The sequence below is a fragment of the Xenorhabdus koppenhoeferi genome, from assembly GCF_900116635.1.
GTDB classification, from domain to species: Bacteria; Pseudomonadota; Gammaproteobacteria; order Enterobacterales; family Enterobacteriaceae; genus Xenorhabdus; species Xenorhabdus koppenhoeferi.
This window is the reverse complement of sequence record NZ_FPBJ01000005.1, coordinates 40,227-58,999: the sequence shown is the minus strand read 5'-3', so window position 1 is coordinate 58,999 and position 18,773 is coordinate 40,227. Positions and strand designations below refer to the sequence as shown.

Annotated in this window: 16 protein-coding genes; 15 read left to right on the top strand and 1 reads right to left on the bottom strand. The window is 43.9% G+C overall.

The window, feature by feature from the left end; genetic code table 11:
* Positions 1-56: 56 nt before the first annotated feature.
* The 14 genes from ispU (at position 57) to tilS (ending at position 17,271) form a co-directional block, all read left to right on the top strand.
* Positions 57-752 carry a (2E,6E)-farnesyl-diphosphate-specific ditrans,polycis-undecaprenyl-diphosphate synthase gene (gene ispU, locus BM329_RS02780; RefSeq protein ID WP_245758998.1) on the top strand — a complete coding sequence of 232 codons (696 nt, stop codon included), beginning with the start codon at positions 57-59 and terminating at the stop codon, positions 750-752.
* A 9-nt stretch (positions 753-761) separates the two neighbouring features.
* Entirely contained in the window at positions 762-1,625 is an 864-nt protein-coding gene (gene cdsA, locus BM329_RS02775) for a phosphatidate cytidylyltransferase (protein WP_092548579.1), read from the top strand.
* A gap of 6 nt (positions 1,626-1,631) precedes the next feature.
* Entirely contained in the window at positions 1,632-2,987 is a 1,356-nt protein-coding gene (gene rseP, locus BM329_RS02770; protein ID WP_245758997.1) for a sigma E protease regulator RseP, read from the top strand.
* A gap of 34 nt (positions 2,988-3,021) precedes the next feature.
* On the top strand, positions 3,022-5,403 hold the full coding sequence (bamA, locus tag BM329_RS02765) for an outer membrane protein assembly factor BamA (RefSeq protein ID WP_092548573.1): 2,382 nt from the start codon (positions 3,022-3,024) through the stop codon (positions 5,401-5,403).
* A 105-nt stretch (positions 5,404-5,508) separates the two neighbouring features.
* Positions 5,509-6,006: a molecular chaperone Skp gene (gene skp / locus BM329_RS02760; protein ID WP_092548570.1), complete on the top strand. Its 498-nt coding sequence runs from the start codon at positions 5,509-5,511 to the stop codon at positions 6,004-6,006.
* A gap of 4 nt (positions 6,007-6,010) precedes the next feature.
* Positions 6,011-7,039, top strand: a complete 1,029-nt coding sequence (gene lpxD / locus BM329_RS02755) for a UDP-3-O-(3-hydroxymyristoyl)glucosamine N-acyltransferase (protein WP_092548567.1) — start codon at positions 6,011-6,013, stop codon at positions 7,037-7,039.
* Between the two features lie 137 nt (positions 7,040-7,176).
* Entirely contained in the window at positions 7,177-7,629 is a 453-nt protein-coding gene (gene fabZ / locus BM329_RS02750) for a 3-hydroxyacyl-ACP dehydratase FabZ (RefSeq protein WP_092548564.1), read from the top strand.
* 3 nt (positions 7,630-7,632) lie between these two features.
* On the top strand, positions 7,633-8,430 hold the full coding sequence (lpxA, locus tag BM329_RS02745; RefSeq protein ID WP_092548561.1) for an acyl-ACP--UDP-N-acetylglucosamine O-acyltransferase: 798 nt from the start codon (positions 7,633-7,635) through the stop codon (positions 8,428-8,430).
* 4 nt (positions 8,431-8,434) lie between these two features.
* A complete protein-coding gene (lpxB, locus tag BM329_RS02740) occupies positions 8,435-9,619 on the top strand; it encodes a lipid-A-disaccharide synthase (RefSeq protein ID WP_092548558.1) in 1,185 nt (394 codons plus the stop codon).
* Positions 9,619-10,209: a ribonuclease HII gene (gene rnhB / locus BM329_RS02735; RefSeq protein WP_092548554.1), complete on the top strand. Its 591-nt coding sequence runs from the start codon at positions 9,619-9,621 to the stop codon at positions 10,207-10,209. Before lpxB ends, rnhB begins: the two co-directional genes overlap by 1 nt.
* Before the next feature lie 15 nt (positions 10,210-10,224).
* Positions 10,225-13,707 (top strand): DNA polymerase III subunit alpha, encoded by a 3,483-nt coding sequence (gene dnaE, locus BM329_RS02730; RefSeq protein ID WP_092548551.1) that lies wholly within the window; start codon positions 10,225-10,227, stop codon positions 13,705-13,707.
* 12 nt (positions 13,708-13,719) lie between these two features.
* Positions 13,720-14,679 carry an acetyl-CoA carboxylase carboxyl transferase subunit alpha gene (gene accA, locus BM329_RS02725; RefSeq protein ID WP_092548548.1) on the top strand — a complete coding sequence of 320 codons (960 nt, stop codon included), beginning with the start codon at positions 13,720-13,722 and terminating at the stop codon, positions 14,677-14,679.
* A 291-nt stretch (positions 14,680-14,970) separates the two neighbouring features.
* Positions 14,971-15,888, top strand: coding sequence for a DMT family transporter (locus BM329_RS02720; RefSeq protein ID WP_092548545.1), 918 nt, complete (start codon positions 14,971-14,973; stop codon positions 15,886-15,888).
* A gap of 33 nt (positions 15,889-15,921) precedes the next feature.
* Positions 15,922-17,271 carry a tRNA lysidine(34) synthetase TilS gene (tilS, locus tag BM329_RS02715; RefSeq protein ID WP_092548542.1) on the top strand — a complete coding sequence of 450 codons (1,350 nt, stop codon included), beginning with the start codon at positions 15,922-15,924 and terminating at the stop codon, positions 17,269-17,271.
* A gap of 137 nt (positions 17,272-17,408) precedes the next feature.
* On the opposite strand, the gene rof is transcribed toward tilS, so the two are convergent.
* Positions 17,409-17,678, bottom strand: a complete 270-nt coding sequence (gene rof, locus BM329_RS02710; RefSeq protein WP_092548539.1) for a Rho-binding antiterminator — start codon at positions 17,676-17,678, stop codon at positions 17,409-17,411.
* 318 nt (positions 17,679-17,996) lie between these two features.
* On the opposite strand from rof, the gene nlpE reads away from it, so the two are divergent.
* Positions 17,997-18,701, top strand: coding sequence for an envelope stress response activation lipoprotein NlpE (nlpE, locus tag BM329_RS02705; RefSeq protein ID WP_339351601.1), 705 nt, complete (start codon positions 17,997-17,999; stop codon positions 18,699-18,701).
* The last annotated feature ends 72 nt before the right edge of the window (positions 18,702-18,773 follow it).

Sequence of the window (18,773 nt, the reverse complement as noted above, 5' to 3'; positions counted from 1 at the left end):
TATCTCCCAATGATAGTGACTCATTGCCAACGGTACCCAGACATGTTGCCATCATTATGGATGGTAATGGCCGCTGGGCAAAAAAGCGTGGTAAATTAAGAGCTTTTGGCCATCGTGCAGGAATTAAAGCTGTACGTAGTGCTGTAAGTTTTTCAGTTAAACATAATATTGAATCACTGACGTTATATGCTTTCAGTAGTGAAAACTGGAATCGCCCACAGCAAGAAGTCAGCTCATTAATGGAATTGTTTGTTTTTGCTATTGATAATGAAGTGAAGAGTCTGCATAAGCATAATGTAAAATTGTCTGTCATTGGTGATATCAGTCGTTTTAGCTCACGGTTGCAGGAACGTATTCGCCGTTCAGTTGAATTAACCACGGGCAATACCGGATTGCAGCTTAATATTGCAGCTAATTATGGCGGACGTTGGGATTTACTTCAGGGTGTTAAGCAAATTGCCGACAAAGTTAAGGCAAGTGAACTGGCACCTGAAGAGATTACTGAGGCTACAATTGGCAGTTTCATCAATTTAAATCAGCAGCCTGAAGTTGATCTTGTAATCAGAACGGGAGGTGAGCATCGTATCAGTAATTTCCTGATATGGCAGATCGCTTATGCAGAATTGTATTTTACCGATATACTTTGGCCTGATTTTGATGAAATTGCTTTTGAAGGTGCTATTAATGCCTTTTCCAAACGAGAACGCCGATTCGGCGGAACAATACCAGACGATGCCGAAGTGGGATCATAGGAGGAGAACTTGCTGAAGTACCGTCTTTTAACTACGTTGATATTAATTCCGCTTGTTGTTGCAGCACTGTTTTTCCTGCCCCCATCGGGATTTGGACTGGTTGTCATTACTGTTTCTGCGCTGGCCGCATGGGAATGGGGGCAATTTGCAGGTCTCTTTACTCAAGCTAAACGCATTACATTGGCAGTGTTATTTACTGTAGGTTTATTGGCTTTGCAGTATTCTTTGTCGGATTTTTCTCATCTTATTGAAAAAACTCAAATTATATATCTATTGTGGGCAGGGATAATTTGGTGGGTAGTCGCTATTTTATTAGTGGTTACTTATCCAGCCTCTGCTTCTATCTGGAAATCATCGGTTATATTGCGCCTGCTGTTTGGTGTTCTGACTATCGTGCCATTTTATTGTGGGATGATGGTACTGCGTACTCATAGCTATGAAAACAATACTTATGATGGTGCATGGTGGCTGTTGTATGTGATGCTGTTGGTATGGGCTGCCGATTCAGGTGCCTATATTTTCGGCCGAACCATGGGTAAACATAAAATGGCGCCTAGGGTATCACCGGGTAAAACGCTTGAAGGGCTTGCCGGAGGGTTGCTGACCGCAGCACTGATTTCGTGGCTGTTCGGTAAATTTGCCCCTGTTCCTGCAATGCCGGAACATTTGCTGTTGATTTCCACGGTAGTGGTTATTGCTTCGGTTTTTGGCGATTTGACAGAGAGTATGTTCAAGCGGGAATCAGGGATCAAAGACAGCAGTCAATTAATTCCAGGGCATGGTGGCGTTCTGGACAGGGTAGATAGCTTAACAGCGGCAATTCCTGTGTTTTCAGGATTGGTAATGTTGATTTCTTCTGGATTTGCTCTCTGAAGGTAAATAATGGATATTCTCTGGAATCTGGCTGCATTTATTGTTGCATTGGGCGTTCTTGTCACTGTACATGAGTTTGGTCATTTTTGGGTTGCCAGACGGTGTGGTATTTATGTTGAACGCTTTTCCATTGGTTTTGGGAAAGCACTTTGGCGTCGTACAGATAAACAGGGAACAGAATACGTCATTGCCCTTATCCCTCTTGGTGGATATGTCAAAATGCTTGATGAACGGGTAGAAGAAGTTTCTCCTGGGCGTCGCCATATGGCTTTCAACAATAAAACTATTGGCCAGCGTGCAGTAGTAATCAGCGCTGGGCCAATTGCAAACTTCATTCTGGCTGTTATAGCTTATTGGCTGGTTTTTGTCATTGGCGTGCCGTCTGTGCGCCCGGTAGTGTTAGATGTTAAACCGGATTCCATTGCCGCTCAGGCAAATATTTTGCCTGGAATGGAACTAAAAGCGGTTGATGGTATCGAAACTCCTGATTGGAATGCGGTACGTCTTGCTATGGTCAGCCAAGTTGGTGAAACATCCGTAACCGTAGATTTCACGCCTTTGGATACCACAGATGGCATTCAAAAGACGTTAGATTTGCGTGAATGGGAATTCGACCCGGCTAAGCAGGATGTTTTGCTGTCTCTGGGAATTATGCCCGTTGTTCCTCGGATTAGTTCGCAAGTGGAAAAAGTTTATCCTGATTCAGCCGCTGAAAAAGCAGGTTTACAAAGTGGGGACAGGATCGTTAAAGTCGATGGTCAAGATGTAGATGTTTGGCACACTTTTTCATCTTTTGTCAGGAAGAATCCCAATATTCCTCTAAAATTGGACGTTGCGAGGGCGGGAGAAATAATTCCCCTGTCTCTGATTCCTGAAATCAAAAAGTTGTCCAATGACCGTGAAGAAGGTTTTGCCGGTGTTGAACTTAAATTTATTCCACTGTCGGATGAATATAAGATTATTCAGCAATACGGGCCTTTCTCCGCCATTTACGAGGCAGGAAACAAAACTTGGCAATTAATGAAACTGACCGTCAATATGATCGGTAAATTAATTGTGGGGGATGTGAAGCTCGATAACTTGAGCGGCCCGATTTCTATAGCCAAAGGTGCTGGAGTATCAGCTGATTTTGGCTTGGTGTATTATTTAATGTTTTTGGCGCTGATTAGCGTCAATCTTGGGATCATTAATTTGTTCCCATTACCTGTACTAGATGGTGGACACTTGCTTTTCCTTGCTATCGAGAAGATAAAGGGAGGGCCGGTCTCCGAGCGTGTACAAGACTTCAGTTATCGCATCGGTGCTATATTACTGGTGTTATTAATGGGGCTTGCACTTTTCAATGATTTCTCCCGCTTTTAAGGTGGGGGACCGGTTAGGAAAACGCATAACAACGATGGCGATGAAAAAGTTGTTCATAGCGTCGCTGCTGTTCGGCAGCGCCACTGCATACAGTTCAGACGGATTCGTGGTTCAGGACATTTATTTCGAGGGGCTTCAACGTGTCACCGTTGGTGCAGCATTACTGAACATGCCAATTCGCATAGGTGATTCAGTCAGTGATGAAGATGTTAGTCGCACGATCCACGCACTATTTGCGACTAGAAATTTCGAAGATGTTCGTGTCCTGCGTGATGGAAATTCACTTGTTGTTCAGGTAAAAGAACGACCAACTATAGCCAACATCACTTTCTCCGGTAACAAATCGGTGAAAGATGACATGCTCAAGCAGAACCTTGAGGCCTCTCGTGTTCGTGTTGGTGAAGCCCTTGACCGCACCATGCTGTCGAATATTGAAAAAGGGCTGGAAGATTTTTACTACAGCGTCGGTAAATACAACGCAACAGTGAAAGCAGTTGTTACTCCACTGCCTCGCAACCGTGTTGACTTAAAGCTTGTTTTTTCAGAAGGGGTTTCTGCCAAGATCCAGCAAATTAATATTGTTGGCAATAAAGCCTTTTCTACCAATGAGCTGCTTAATCATTTCCAACTCAGGGACGACGTTCCTTGGTGGAACATGGCGGCTGACCAGAAATACCAGAAACAAAAATTAGCAGGTGATCTTGAAACCCTGCGCAGTTTCTATCTTGATCGAGGCTATGCCCGTTTCAGCATAGATTCGACTCAAGTGAATCTGACACCGGGCAAAAAAGGCATCTATATCACCGTTAATATCACCGAAGGCGATCAATATAAAATTGCAGGTGTTGATTTGAACGGTAATTTAGCAGGCTATCAGTCACAAATAGAAGAACTGACCAAAATTGAGCCGGGTTCATTTTATAACGGTGCTGAAGTGACAAGGATGGAAGCCGCCATCAAAAATCGGCTCGGTCGTTATGGTTATGCTTATCCCCGGGTGATGACACAACCTGAAATTAACGATGCTGATAAAACGGTTAAACTGCATGTGAGTGTCGATGCTGGCAACCGTTTCTATGTGCGTAAAATTCGTTTTTCAGGAAACGATGTCAGTAAGGATATGGTACTACGCCGTGAAATGCGCCAGATGGAAGGGGCGTGGCTGGGTAGTGATCTGGTTGAACAGGGTAAAGAACGCTTAAATCGACTCGGTTATTTTGAATCTGTTGATGTGGACATCGAACGTGTATCGGGTAGCCCAGACCAAGTTGATGTGGTCTATAAAGTTAAAGAGCGCAATACCGGTTCCATGAACTTTGGCATTGGTTTTAGTACAGAAAGTGGCATGAGTTTCCAGGTTGGTGTCCAACAGGAAAACTGGCTAGGAACGGGCAATTCCGTGGCTATCAATGCTACTAAGAATGACTATTCAAAATCGGCTGATATATCCGTAACTAACCCTTACTTCACTGTCAACGGTGTCAGTTTGGGAGGCCGGGTATTCTATAATGACTTCCGTGCCGATGGTGCTGATCTTTCCGACTATACCAACAAAGGATATGGTGCTGAGGGATCGTTTGGTTTCCCATTGAATCAAAATAATGCCTTGAATTTGAGACTGGGTTATGTGCATAACTCCCTGTCTAACATGCGCCCACAGGCTGCAATGTGGCGTTATTTATATAAAATGGGCAAAAATCCGGGATTTGATGATAAAGCCAAATTTGATTCCAACGATTTCACGATGACAGTGGGATGGAATTACAACAATCTCGATCGTGGTTTCTTCCCGACTTCTGGCTTAAGATCATCGCTGGATACGAAAGTGACAATTCCTGGTTCAAAGAACCAATTCTATAAAGTCACCTGGAACTCAGCAGGTTACTATCCTCTGGATGACGACCGTTCATGGGTGCTGGCGGGACGTACTCGTCTGGGCTATGGTGGTGGTTTAGGTGGCAAAGAAATGCCATTCTATGAAAACTTCTACGCTGGTGGTTCCAGCAGCGTTCGTGGCTTCCGTTCGAATAATATCGGGCCTAAGGCTATTTATTTGGACAAAGGAGGAGAACCAACGAAAAATAGCCCATCTCGTGATGCCGTGGGCGGGAACGCGGTGGCGGTTGCTAGTTTTGAGCTGATTGTGCCAACTCCATTCCTTGATGCTAAATATTCTAATTCAGTTCGGACTTCATTTTTTGTGGATGCGGGAACGGTATGGGATACCAATTGGAGTAAGACTTACGCTGGGATGCCCGACTACAGCAAGCCAAATAATATCCGTGTTTCAGCCGGTATTGCTCTGCAATGGTTGTCACCGTTAGGGCCATTGAGCTTCTCTTATGCGAAGCCAATCAAGGAATATGCGGGTGATAGATCGGAGCAATTCCAGTTCAATATCGGAAAAACGTGGTAATTATTAACCGTTCTTGGTAAAAAAAGCGTCCTATTATCTATTATTAGGTAGGGCGATATTAAGTCTTCTAATCTGTAAAAATAGCGTGGGTCAAAGGAGTTTATAGTGAAAAAAGTATTGTGTGCTGCAAGCTTGGGTATGGCATTAGCGTTCTCTGCGGGTGCTCAGGCGGCAGATAAAATTGCTTTAGTGAACGTTGCTGAAGTTTTCCAACAGTTACCAGCTCGTGAAGCAGTGGCAAAACAGTTGGATAACGAATTTAAAGGCCGTGCATCCGAATTGCAGCGCATGGAATCTGATTTGCAAACCAAGATTCAAAAATTGCAGCGCGATGGGTCAACAATGAAAGCCAGCGAGCGCGAAAAATCAGAAAAAGAAGTTGTGGCAAAACGTGATGAATTTGCTCAGAAAGCACAGGCTTTTGAGAACGATAATCGTCGTCGTCAGATGGAAGAACGCAATAAAATCCTGAGCCGCATTCAGGATGCTGTTAAAGTGGTTGCAGGTAAAGAGGGTTACGATCTTGTTCTTGATGCGAATGCCGCTGTGTATTCTGCGTCTGGTAAAGATATCACCGCAGAAGTATTGAAGCAGGCTAAATAAGTAGATGTTTTCAATTCGATTGGCTGACCTTGCTCAGCAGTTGAATGCGCAGCTGCAAGGTGATGGCGATATTGTCATCACCGGCATTGCGCCAATGCATTCAGCAAATAGTGGGCAAATTACATTTTTATCCGATAGTCGCTATAATGACAGACTCGCTGAGTGTCAGGCTGCGGCTATTGTATTGCGTGAAGCAGACCTTCCTCACTGTAAGGTTACAGCGTTGATTGTTGATAATCCCTATCTTGCGTATGCACGCATGGCGCAAATCATGGATACAACACCACAACCCGCACAAGATATCCATTTATCAGCAGTCATTTCTCCCGATGTGGTTCTGGGCAAAGATGTGGCGATTGGCGCAAATGCTGTTATCGAATCTGGTGTTATTCTTGGTGATAATGTCATCATTGGTGCAGGTTGCTTTATTGGCAAAAATGCACGGATTGGTGCAGATACTCATCTCTGGGCCAACATATCGGTATACCATAACGTTGAAATCGGTAAATCGTGCTTAATCCAATCAGGAAGTGTTATAGGGTCAGATGGTTTTGGTTATGCCAACGATCGTGGAAATTGGATTAAAATCCCACAGTTGGGTACTGTAATCATCGGGGATCGAGTTGAAATAGGTGCTTGCACAACCATTGACCGTGGCGCGTTGGATAACACAGTTATTGGTAATGGTGTTATCATAGACAACCAATGCCAGATCGCCCATAACATAACGATTGGTGACCATACAGCAATAGCTGGTGGTGTAATTATGGCGGGTAGCCTAAAAATTGGTCGTTATTGTATGATCGGCGGGGCGAGCGTCATCAATGGGCACATAGAAATCTGTGATAAAGTAACCATAACGGGGATGAGTATGGTAATACGCTCAATTACAGAGCCAGGTGTATACTCGTCGGGTTCCCCATTACAACCGAACAAAACCTGGCGTAAGACTGCGGCTTTAGTCATGAATATCAATGAAATGAATAAGCGATTGAAGTCACTGGAACGTCAATTGAGAAGTGAAGGAAAGTAATTTCACTAACAATTTTGGTTAAGCATTTTTGGTTATGTTTTTAATTTTTGCGGCCTGCCTGATAACTCTGAATTTGGGGTTAAAGCAGGCCGTGTCGTTAATACTATGATTCTTATATAGACAGGAAGAGTATTTAGATGAGTAATAATCATACTCTACAAATTGAAGAAATTTTGAATTTACTTCCTCACCGCTACCCATTTTTATTGGTAGACCGTGTTCTGGATTTTAAGGAAGGTAAATTTCTGCGTGCAGTTAAGAACGTCACATTTAATGAACCGTTCTTTCAGGGGCATTTTCCTGGCAAGCCAATTTTCCCAGGTGTACTTATCCTCGAAGCAATGGCCCAGGCTACTGGTATTCTGGCATTTAAAAGTGCTGGGTCACTAAAGCCGGATGAATTGTATTATTTTGCTGCAATTGATAGGGCTCGCTTTAAGCGTCCGGTGTTACCCGGTGATCAAATGATTATGGAAGTTGAATTTATTAAAGAACGTCAAGGCGTTGCACGTTTCAAGGGTGTGGCGAAAGTCGATGGAGAATTGGCTTGTGAAGCTGAAATGATGTGTGCTCGCCGTCGTGAGGCTTAATTCATGATTGATCAGACCGCAGTTATCCATCATTCTTCTATTGTTGAAGAAGGTGCAGTTATTGGTGCCAATGTTCACATTGGCCCATTTTGTTATATCGGTTCTCAAGTTGAAATTGGTGAAGGGACTGAACTGAAATCCCATGTTGTGGTTAATGGCATTACCAAAATTGGCTGCGATAACCAGATCTACCAGTTTGCTTCCATCGGTGAAGTCAATCAGGATCTCAAATATCAGGGTGAACCGACCCGGGTTGAAATTGGTGATCGTAACCGCATTCGTGAAAGTGTTTCTATCCATCGTGGTACTGTTCAGGGTGGTAGCTTGACCAAAGTTGGTAGTGATAATTTGTTGATGATCAATGTTCATATTGCGCATGATTGTATTGTTGGTGATCATTGTATCATTGCAAATAATGGCACATTGGGTGGGCATGTGATCCTGGGTGATTATGTCATTATCGGTGGCATGACGGCTGTCCATCAATTCTGCCAGATTGGTTCTCATGTTATGATCGGCGGTTGTTCTGGTGTTGCTCAAGATGTCCCCCCTTACGTTATTGCCCAAGGGAATCACGCTACTCCTTTTGGTTTGAACATTGAAGGCTTAAAGCGTCGTGGATTTAATAAAGAGTCTCTGCACGCAATCCGCAATGCTTATAAAATGCTTTATCGCAGTGGCAAATCATTAGAAGAAGCCAGAAAAGAGATCGATATCTTGGCGGAAGATAACTTGCATGTGAAATTATTCAGTGATTTTCTGGTGAATTCCGCAAAATCCAGCCGTGGCATTATTCGTTAAGTAGATGAAGGATACTCCTTTGGCTACCATTTCTTCTATTAACAATCAGCGGCCGCTTACAATTGGTTTGGTTGCTGGAGAAACATCCGGCGATATTCTTGGGGCAGGGCTGATTCGCACATTAAAAGCAAAAATTCCGGATGCCCGTTTTGTGGGTGTCGCCGGTCCTCTTATGCAGGCGGAAGGTTGTGAAGCCTGGTATGAGATGGAAGAGCTGGCTGTTATGGGAATTGTTGAAGTGCTTGGGCGCTTGCCCCGTCTGTTGAAAATACGCAAAAATTTAACAGCGCGCTTTACTGAGTTGAAGCCGGATGTATTTATTGGCATTGATGCGCCTGATTTTAACATCACTTTAGAAGGCCGGCTTAAACGGCAAGGGATCAAAACGATCCATTATGTCAGTCCATCGGTATGGGCATGGCGTCAGAAGCGGGTATTTAAAATCGGTCAGGCTACAGATTTGGTATTAGCATTTTTGCCATTTGAAAAAGCATTTTACGATCAGTTTAACGTACCATGTCGGTTCATTGGCCATACTATGGCAGATGCGATGCCTCTGCGGACGGATAAAGCAGCCGCCAGAAAGGTTCTGGGAGTGCCGTTGGATGGCCATTGTCTGGCGATACTGCCCGGTAGTCGTCATACTGAAGTAGAGATGCTAAGTGCTGATTTCTTAAAAACAGCACAATTATTGCGAGATGAATTACCAGACCTGCACGTATTGGTTCCTCTGGTAAATGCTAAACGACATGAACAGTTTCAGAAAATCAAAGATGAAATTGCGCCGAATTTACCCATTCACTTACTGGATGGTAAAGCCCGTGAGGCTATGATTGCCAGTGATGCGACTTTATTGGCATCCGGTACAGCAGCATTGGAGTGTATGTTAGCTAAAAGCCCAATGGTGGTGGGCTATAGAATGAAACCGTTTACATTCTGGCTGGCAAAACGTTTAGTGAAAACGCCGTATGTTTCTCTGCCTAACTTGCTGGCAGGGAAAGAATTAGTCAAAGAGTTATTACAGAATGAATGTGAACCTCAGGCATTGTCGGAGGCGTTGTTACCTCTTCTGCAAGGTGGCGATGGTGTGGAGGCGTTGAAAAAAACGTTTATGCATTTGCATGAAAGCATTCGCTGTGATGCCGATGAACAGGCTGCTCAAGCCGTTCTGAAATTAGCGAGAAGATAATGAATTTTGTTTATCCTCAGGCGAATTTGATTGCCGGTGTTGATGAAGTCGGGCGTGGTCCATTAGTAGGGGCCGTCGTCACGGCGGCGGTAATTCTCGATCCTGCTAAACCAATTACAGGCTTGATGGATTCGAAAAAATTGACGGAGAAACGCCGTGAAGCGTTGTACTTGGAAATTAAAGAAAAAGCACTGTGCTGGAGTCTTGGTCGGGCAGAATCGGAAGAAATCGATCATCTCAATATTCTTCACGCTACGATGCTTGCCATGCAACGGGCAGTGGCTGGTTTAGTCATCACGCCTGATTATGTATTGATTGATGGCAATCGCTGCCCTGCATTAGCGATGCCTGCGCAAGCGGTGGTTAAAGGTGATAGTCTGGTTGCCGAAATAAGTGCAGCTTCTATCCTTGCCAAAGTCACGCGTGACAGAGAAATGACAGAACTGGATAAACAGTTCCCTGATTACGGTTTTGCGAAACATAAAGGTTATCCGACGGCCTTACATCTCGAAAAGCTCGCTTTGTTTGGTGCCACGGAACATTACCGTAAAAGTTTTGCGCCGGTTAAACGAGCGTTAGGTCTTGGATAAAAATCTGGGCAGACTATGACAGAACCACGTTTTGTGCACTTACGTATTCACAGCGATTATTCAATGATTGATGGCTTAGCTAAAACTGGCCCACTGGTGAAAAAAGTGGCCAGATTGGGTATGCCAGCTTTTGCGATTACCGATTTTACCAACCTGTGCGGGTTGGTGAAATTTTATAGCAGTGCCCACGGCGCTGGCATCAAGCCGATTGTTGGGGCTGATTTTTATGTGGAAAGCGATTTGTTGGGGGATGAGTATGCCCATCTGACGGTTCTTGCACGTAATAATGAAGGTTATCAAAATCTGGCCTTGTTGATCTCAGAGGCCTACCAAAAAGGCTATGGTGCAGTCGGGCCGACCATCAAACGGGAATGGCTGGAGAAATACAAAGGTGGCTTAATCCTGTTATCCGGTGGGCGCATGGGGGATGTAGGGAAATTCCTGCTGCGTGGTAATCGTGCGATGGTGGAGCAGTGCCTCAATTTTTACCAAGAACATTTCCCGGATAGCTATTACCTTGAACTCATTCGTACGGGTCGTCAGGATGAAGAAAATTATCTTCATGCTGCGGTAGATCTAGCGGCAGAAAAAAATCTGCCCGTTGTGGCAACGAATGATGTCTGTTTTCTGGAAAGCGAAGACTTTGACGCGCATGAGATTAGAGTTGCCATCCATGATGGTTATACACTGGTTGATCCGAAACGCCCTAAAAACTACAGTTCTCAGCAATATCTGCGCAGTGAACAGGAGATGTGTGAGCTTTTCTCCGATATTCCTGAAGCGCTGCAAAATAGCGTAGAAATTGCTAAACGCTGTAATGTCACAATCCGTCTCGGTGAATATTTTCTTCCGCAGTTTCCAACGGGAGATATGAGCACGGAAGATTTCCTGGTTGAAAAATCCCAACAAGGTTTGGAAGAACGTCTGAAATTTCTTTATCCCGATTCGGAAATTCGGGCGCAAAAGCGATCGAAATATGATGAGCGTCTGGATGTTGAGTTGAAAGTTATCAATCAGATGGGATTCCCCGGTTACTTCCTGATCGTGATGGAGTTTATTCAGTGGTCAAAAGATAACGGTGTTCCCGTAGGGCCGGGGCGTGGCTCAGGTGCAGGCTCCTTAGTTGCTTACGCTTTAAAAATCACTGATCTCGATCCTCTGGAATTCGACCTGCTGTTTGAACGTTTCCTTAACCCTGAACGTGTATCCATGCCTGACTTTGACGTCGATTTCTGCATGGAGAAACGTGATCAGGTGATTGATCATGTAGCAGATATGTACGGGCGAGATGCGGTATCGCAGATCATTACTTTCGGTACAATGGCTGCGAAGGCGGTTATCCGTGACGTTGGACGTGTATTGGGCCATCCGTACGGGTTTGTTGACCGGATATCAAAGCTGGTGCCGCCTGATCCCGGTATGACGCTGGAAAAAGCTTTCGCAGCCGAACCCCAACTGCCTGAAATTTACGAGGCGGATGAAGAGGTCAAAGCGCTGATTGACATGGCGCGCAAGCTGGAAGGGGTTACCCGTAATGCCGGTAAACATGCTGGTGGTGTTGTTATTGCACCCACTAAAATCACCGACTTTGCGCCCATCTATTGCGATCCCGAAGGGCAAAACCCAGTTACCCAGTTCGATAAGAACGACGTGGAATACGCGGGTCTGGTTAAATTTGACTTCCTTGGCCTGAGAACTTTAACCATCATAAACTGGGCACTTGAGATGGTTAATGTGCGTCGTACCACGAAAGATCTGGAGCCTATCGATATCGCGGCTATTCCTCTGGATGATCAGAGAAGTTTCGATATGCTGCAACGCTCTGAAACCACCGCCGTATTTCAGCTCGAATCGCGTGGAATGAAAGATCTGATCAAGCGTCTGCGTCCTGACTGCTTTGAAGATATGATCGCTTTGGTGGCATTGTTCCGCCCCGGGCCGTTGCAATCAGGCATGGTGGATAACTTTATTGACCGTAAACATGGATGGGAAGAGATTTCTTACCCTGATGTTGAGTGGCAGCATGAGTCCCTAAAACCTGTATTGGAACCGACGTACGGCATCATTTTGTATCAGGAGCAGGTGATGCAGATTGCGCAGGTTTTGGCCGGCTATACTCTCGGCGGCGCAGATATGCTTCGTCGTGCAATGGGTAAGAAAAAGCCCGAAGAGATGGCCAAACAGCGCTCAGTATTTGAAGAGGGTTCGATAAAACAAGGGATTGATGGCGAACTTTCGATGAAAATCTTCGATTTGGTGGAGAAATTCGCGGGTTATGGCTTCAATAAATCGCACTCCGCAGCATACGCGCTGGTTTCGTATCAGACTTTATGGCTGAAAGCCCACTATCCAGCAGAATTCATGGCAGCCGTAATGACGGCGGATATGGATAACACTGAAAAAGTGGTTGGTCTGGTGGATGAATGCTGGCGTATGAGGCTTAAAGTATTACCGCCAGATATCAACAGTGGCTTATATCATTTTCACGTCAATGACGAAGGTGAAATAGTTTACGGCATTGGTGCTATCAAGGGCGTGGGCGAAGGGCCAATTGAAGCCATGATTGAAGCGCGCAAGAAAGGAGGGCATTTCAAGGAACTCTTCGACTTGTGCGCACGGGTTGATATCAAAAAGATAAACCGCCGTGTGATGGAAAAGCTGATTATGTCTGGTGCTTTCGACAGACTGGGGCCACATCGTGCAGCGCTGATGTCTTCTCTGGAAGATGCATTAAAAGCAGCAGACCAACATGCCAAGGCTGAAGCCATTGGTCAAACAGATATGTTTGGTGTGTTAGCTGAAAAACCAGAACAGGTTGAACTTTCGTATGCCAGTACACCGAAATGGCCTGATAAGGTTGTTCTGGATGGTGAACGGGAAACACTGGGGCTGTATTTAACCGGTCACCCGATTACCGGCTATTTAAAAGAGATTGAACGATATACAAATGGGATGCGTCTAAAAGATGTGAACCCGACACCTCGTGGTCAGACAACAACTGTGGTAGGTTTGGTACTGGCTTCTAAGATACTGACGACCAAGCGCGGCAACCGGATTGGTATCAGTACGCTTGATGATCGTTCAGGACGGCTGGAAATCATGCTGTTTTCTGATGCATTGGAAAGGTATCAGCATTTACTGGAACAGGACAAAATTTTGATTGCTACCGGACAAGTCAGTTTTGATGACTTCAATGGTGGGCTTAAAATGACAGTCCGTGAATTAATGGATATCAGCGAGGCTCGTGAAAAATTCGCACGTGGGCTTGCTATCTCGTTGTCAGACAGGCAAATTGATGAACAATTATTGAACCGTCTTCGTGGTGCATTGGAGCCACATCGTTCGGGGACGATACCGGTTCATCTTTATTATCAGCGGGTAGATGCCCGTGCCCGTTTACGATTCGGTGCAACATGGCGGGTAACACCAACGGATACCCTTTTGACAGATCTGCGAACTCTGCTGGGTAACGAGCAGGTAGAATTAGAATTTGACTAAAATAGGAACGTTATGAGTCTGAATTTTCTGGATTTTGAACAGCCGATTGCCGAGCTGGAAGCGAAAATTGATTCGCTCACCGCAGTTAGCCGTCAAGATGAAAAGCTAGATATCAATCTGGATGAAGCAGTCCAGAATTTGCGGGAAAAAAGCCAGGAGCTGACTCGCAAGATTTTCTCTGATTTAGGGGCATGGCAAATATCCCAGCTATCTCGTCATCCTCTTCGTCCCTATACGCTGGATTATATTAAGCTCATTTTTACTGACTTTGAAGAATTGGCTGGTGATCGTGCCTATGCTGATGACAAGGCGATAGTGGGTGGGTTAGCTCGCATTGATGGTCGTCCAGTCATGATTATTGGTCACCAGAAAGGGCGTGAAACAAAAGAGAAGATCCGTCGTAACTTTGGTATGCCATCGCCTGAAGGTTATCGCAAGGCTTTGAGATTAATGGAAATGGCAGAGCGTTTCAAATTGCCAATCATTACTTTCATCGATACTCCCGGTGCGTACCCGGGCGTGGGTGCTGAGGAGCGTGGCCAGTCAGAGGCGATTGCGCGTAACCTGCGTGAAATGTCCCGTCTTTCTGTACCGATTATTTGTACTGTTATCGGTGAAGGTGGTTCCGGTGGTGCGTTGGCACTCAGTGTTGGTGATAAAATAAATATGCTGCAATACAGCACGTTTTCTACTATTTCCCCAGAGGGCTGCGCTTCTATCTTATGGAAGAGTGCTGATAAAGCACCATTGGCTGCTGAAGCGATGGGAAATACAGCTCCCCGACTGCTAGAATTGAAGCTGATTGATATGGTTATCCCAGAACCTTTAGGTGGGGCACACCGTAACTATGAGAAAGTAGCAGAATCATTGAAAACTCAATTGTTGGCTGACCTTGCAGAGTTGAGTGAACTGAATGATGAAGAATTAGTGAATCGTCGTTATGAGCGCTTAATGCAATACGGTTACTGCTAATTCTTGAAAGTAAATTCTAAAGGCTGTTTTATTGATAACCATTTTTTATATACCCAATGGATTAATGGATTGCGAGATGCAGCTAACAAAGCCGCAAGTTGAAAGGCGACGGGTATAAATGCAATGCCATCTTCAATGATGTTAATAACAGGTGGAAAGCACTGAGGAGACATAATTCCTCAGTATTTCCGCCTGTTTTATTATTTATGGGGGATGACAGTGGAATGATGACAGTAGGATGATATAGGGTGCCTCATCGGCTAGACTTTAAAATAATAAATTGAGTTTTCTATGGCCAAATATAAATATATTATTTATGCATTTTCTTGTGTGTTTATCTGGAGTTTTATTCCTTCTATAGCGCGCTTTGGGCAGAAAGAGATGGATCACTTCCAGTATTTATTCTGGTCAAATGTCCTGTCAGTTTTAGCGGTATTTGTAGTCGCTCTTATCATGGGCAGAAGCTGGAAACAATTATTATATATCCCTTTCCCGGTTATGATTAAGGTGTCAATTTTAGGTGCTTTAGACTGCTTCTTCTATTTATTGCTGTACTATGGCTATTCCATTGAGAATGGTGTTGCTGTTTTGGTGATTCAATATAGTTGGCCGTTAATGATTATTGGATTATCGTTCTTTATATTCAAAGAAAGATTGTCAATCAGACAAATGATTGGTATTGCAATAGGATTCATGGCTGTCGTGATTACCTTTACAAAAGGTAATATTACGGAGATTGCAGTAGAGCACCCCCAAGCATTGCTGCTGGTATTTAGTGGGGCCTTCTGTTTTGCTCTGATGTCTGTATTATCGAGACAATTTGCTATTGATCCCTATCTCAGTACGTTCTGGATGTTTGCTTTTTCCACATTAGTTTCTGCCGTGTTTGTATTAGCGTTCAGCAGCATCAACTTATCTGTTGGTGATTCACTGATACCAACGTTGCTTAACGGCATCATACTCAATGGAGTCTCTTATATCATTTGGTTCAAAGCAATGAGTAGCCCGGATTCCCATAAGATCGCATCAATACTATTTTTATCACCTATCTTATCCATGATGTGGATTATTCTGTTTTTTGGTGATGCGTTTGTTCCTGCTTATATTATTGGTTTGGGTCTGGTTATCATCTCTGGAATGCTTTGTCTCAGAGTTAAGAAGAACGGTTCTGAGCTGAATGAGCTGCAAGATGATTTGGTTGAGGATTGATTTGGTAAACATGAAGAAAGGTTCAATTCCATAATGGCAAATACTTATGAGCCACTTCTGACGGCACTGACAGAACAAATCGGACGGCATAAAAAGATTTTGGTTGGTTTTAGTGGCGGGTTGGATTCCACCGTATTGCTGCATTTGCTGGTTCGCTTACGTGACGAATACCTGCAAACAGATCGTAATCTGATAGTGTTGAGGGCAATGCATATTCATCATGGTTTAAACGTCAAGGCGGATTTTTGGGTTGATCATTGTCGTCAGGTGTGTGCTGATTGGAAAGTTGATTTTTGTACTGAAAAAGTGAATCTGGATATTCGCCAGAATGGTATTGAAGCTGCGGCTCGAGAGGCTCGATATCAATCTTTCCAGCAAGCATTACAGCAGGATGAAATTTTAATAACAGCACAACATCTTGATGATCAGGCTGAAACTTTTTTATTGGCATTGAAACGTGGGAGTGGTCCTGCGGGATTATCTTCTATGCCTTCTTGTATGCCATTTGCCAGAACGACATTAATCCGGCCATTGCTGAATGCCAATCGTGCGGAGTTAGAAGAGTACGCACAGGAACAGGGATTGAAATGGGTTGAAGATGATAGCAACCAAGATGATCGCTATGATCGCAATTTTTTGCGCTTGCATATTATGCCGTTGCTTAATCAGCGTTGGTCTTATTTCCCACAAGCAGTTTCCCGCAGTGCCAGCTTGTGCGGGGAACAAGAGCAATTACTGGATGAATTACTGAGCGAGTCATTAAGTTCATTGACCACATTGGAAGGTACGATATCTATTCCTCCTTTAGAAAGTTATTCAGAAGCTAAAAGAAATGCGTTGTTACGTCGCTGGTTCAATCAACGCGGTGTAAAAATGCCTGAGCGAGCCCAGCTCCAACGAATCTGGTCGGAAGTGGCGCTCGCTCGGCAAGATGCAGAGCCTCGCTTTAGATTAGGGCAATATGATATTCGTCGCTATCGGCAGCAACTTTGGCTGGTTCCTCAGCATCAGCTTTTGGCGGATACTGTTCTTGAATGGGATATAGAGCAGAAACTGGTATTGCCAGATGGTTTGGGAGTGTTAATATTTTCTGAAGAAAACGGCATTATAGTCAGGATGCCAGATAAAAATGAGAAAGTGACTATTCGTTTTGGTGTTCAAGGTAATATTAGCATTGTGGGGCGACAGCATTCCCGTCACAGTAAAAAATTGTGGCAGGAATTGGGCGTTGCGCCTTGGCTCAGAGAGAGAACACCACTGCTCTATTATGATGAGAAACTGATTGCGGCATTGGGCGTTTTTGTCACGAAAGAAGGTCAAAGTTTGGTTGATGATGCGGGACTTTCAGTGCAATGGAAGAAAATCTCGCCTCATGGTGAATGATGGGGTTAACCGCTCATTAATATAAATCTGGATTACGGAATTGTTTAATTTATAGTCAAAGTAAACTGTTTTTAAGGAAAACCCCTTGTTCTGCAAGGGTTTTTCCTGAATCGAAGCGTTCTAGCCGTTATTTGTTATCATAATGAAGAGTGCTCAATAACAATCGTTCCAATTTCTGGATTGCTGAAACTGATAATGTGATCCAACCTTAATTCACGGGTTCCTTCATTTGACTCAGCGAGAAGATATTCAACCTTTTTTCGTAAAATCAATCTATACGCTTTCCCTTCAAATACTTCATCACCTCGCAATTGAACATGTAAATACAGTTGACGTTGGCAAGCTAGCTCAAGGTTATCGTAATCGTCACAGTTAATTGGTTGATATTCTTCGTTATCTATAGACATATTTGCTCACCACTATGTTAGTGGCGGTGATTGTGCCGCCCGTGATTGACCAAAATTCAAACACAAAAAAATGCTATCTACGACTATAGCACAGTAAACTTTCCGTGATTACTGAATAAATTTGTGAAAATTCCCTCAATATTGGGATGCAGGTTAATCCTGTGATTTTCAGTGTGAAATGAAGCCATAATATTTGATTTTTCTCCCCGTGTATTTTGGGATACGGTAAAGTAACGTCAATCTTGTTACTTAACGCTCATGTTTTATAGATAGTGGACGTTATAGAAATGGGTTATTTGTTGAATTTACTGGATCAAAATGATGATGAATAAAAAAGTATTGTTTGCATTGCTAACTGCAGGAGTACTCACTGCGGTTGGTTGCCAGAACTATCCTTTGTTACAGGATGGTTCTGGCGCACAAAACAACACTGTCTCTCTTGGTACGATTTTGCCAACTGAGAAAGTGTTTAACGGCATTGTACCTTGCGCAGATTGCTCAGGTATTGAGACCACCTTACAACTTGGTAAAGATGGGGCATATATATTAGGGCAGACTTATCTGGAAGCCAAAAGTGAGGAAAATACTTTCTTTGATACCGGAAATTGGGTAATACAGGGGAAAAAGGTCGTTTTGACTAATCAAGATGGTAAAAAATCTTATTATCAGATGAAGGACGACAATCTGGTCATGCTGGATATCAATGGCCAGCCAATCCAATCACAATTTAATTATGAATTAGAAAAGGTTATTCCAAAAAAACTCGTTGGAGAATATAGCTATTTTGCTGATTCTGCAATTTTTACCGAATGTCGTACTGGCAAACTCTATGATGCTTCTGAAAATATCGACTTGGAGCGTGGCTACAGCAAGACAGGAATAGAAGCAGGGACTCCGGCTTATGTGGAAATAGAAGGCTACTATACGCTTCGTCCTTCAATGGAAGACGGATTATTTGATAATGCCGTGATCCAAACAGGTAAAATTCGCTTTGATAAGAAAGCTTCCTGTACTAAGAAGTAGTCAACAATAGGCTATAATCGTACATATAAAAAACCTGCGCCACGAGTACGCAGGTTTTTGTCAATTTGAGTT

Bases quoted from the DNA above. Each gene is read 5' to 3' on its own strand.
- fabZ (WP_092548564.1), top strand. From the start codon at position 7,177: ATGAGTAATAATCATACTCTACAAATTGAAGAAATTTTGAATTTACTT.
- nlpE (WP_339351601.1), top strand. From the start codon at position 17,997: ATGATGATGAATAAAAAAGTATTGTTTGCATTGCTAACTGCAGGAGTA.
- dnaE (WP_092548551.1), top strand. From the start codon at position 10,225: ATGACAGAACCACGTTTTGTGCACTTACGTATTCACAGCGATTATTCA.
- lpxB (WP_092548558.1), top strand. From the start codon at position 8,435: ATGAAGGATACTCCTTTGGCTACCATTTCTTCTATTAACAATCAGCGG.
- ispU (WP_245758998.1), top strand. From the start codon at position 57: ATGGATGGTAATGGCCGCTGGGCAAAAAAGCGTGGTAAATTAAGAGCT.
- rof (WP_092548539.1), bottom strand. From the start codon at position 17,678: ATGTCTATAGATAACGAAGAATATCAACCAATTAACTGTGACGATTAC.
- tilS (WP_092548542.1), top strand. From the start codon at position 15,922: ATGGCAAATACTTATGAGCCACTTCTGACGGCACTGACAGAACAAATC.
- accA (WP_092548548.1), top strand. From the start codon at position 13,720: ATGAGTCTGAATTTTCTGGATTTTGAACAGCCGATTGCCGAGCTGGAA.
- BM329_RS02720 (WP_092548545.1), top strand. From the start codon at position 14,971: ATGGCCAAATATAAATATATTATTTATGCATTTTCTTGTGTGTTTATC.
- bamA (WP_092548573.1), top strand. From the start codon at position 3,022: ATGGCGATGAAAAAGTTGTTCATAGCGTCGCTGCTGTTCGGCAGCGCC.
- rnhB (WP_092548554.1), top strand. From the start codon at position 9,619: ATGAATTTTGTTTATCCTCAGGCGAATTTGATTGCCGGTGTTGATGAA.
- lpxD (WP_092548567.1), top strand. From the start codon at position 6,011: ATGTTTTCAATTCGATTGGCTGACCTTGCTCAGCAGTTGAATGCGCAG.
- lpxA (WP_092548561.1), top strand. From the start codon at position 7,633: ATGATTGATCAGACCGCAGTTATCCATCATTCTTCTATTGTTGAAGAA.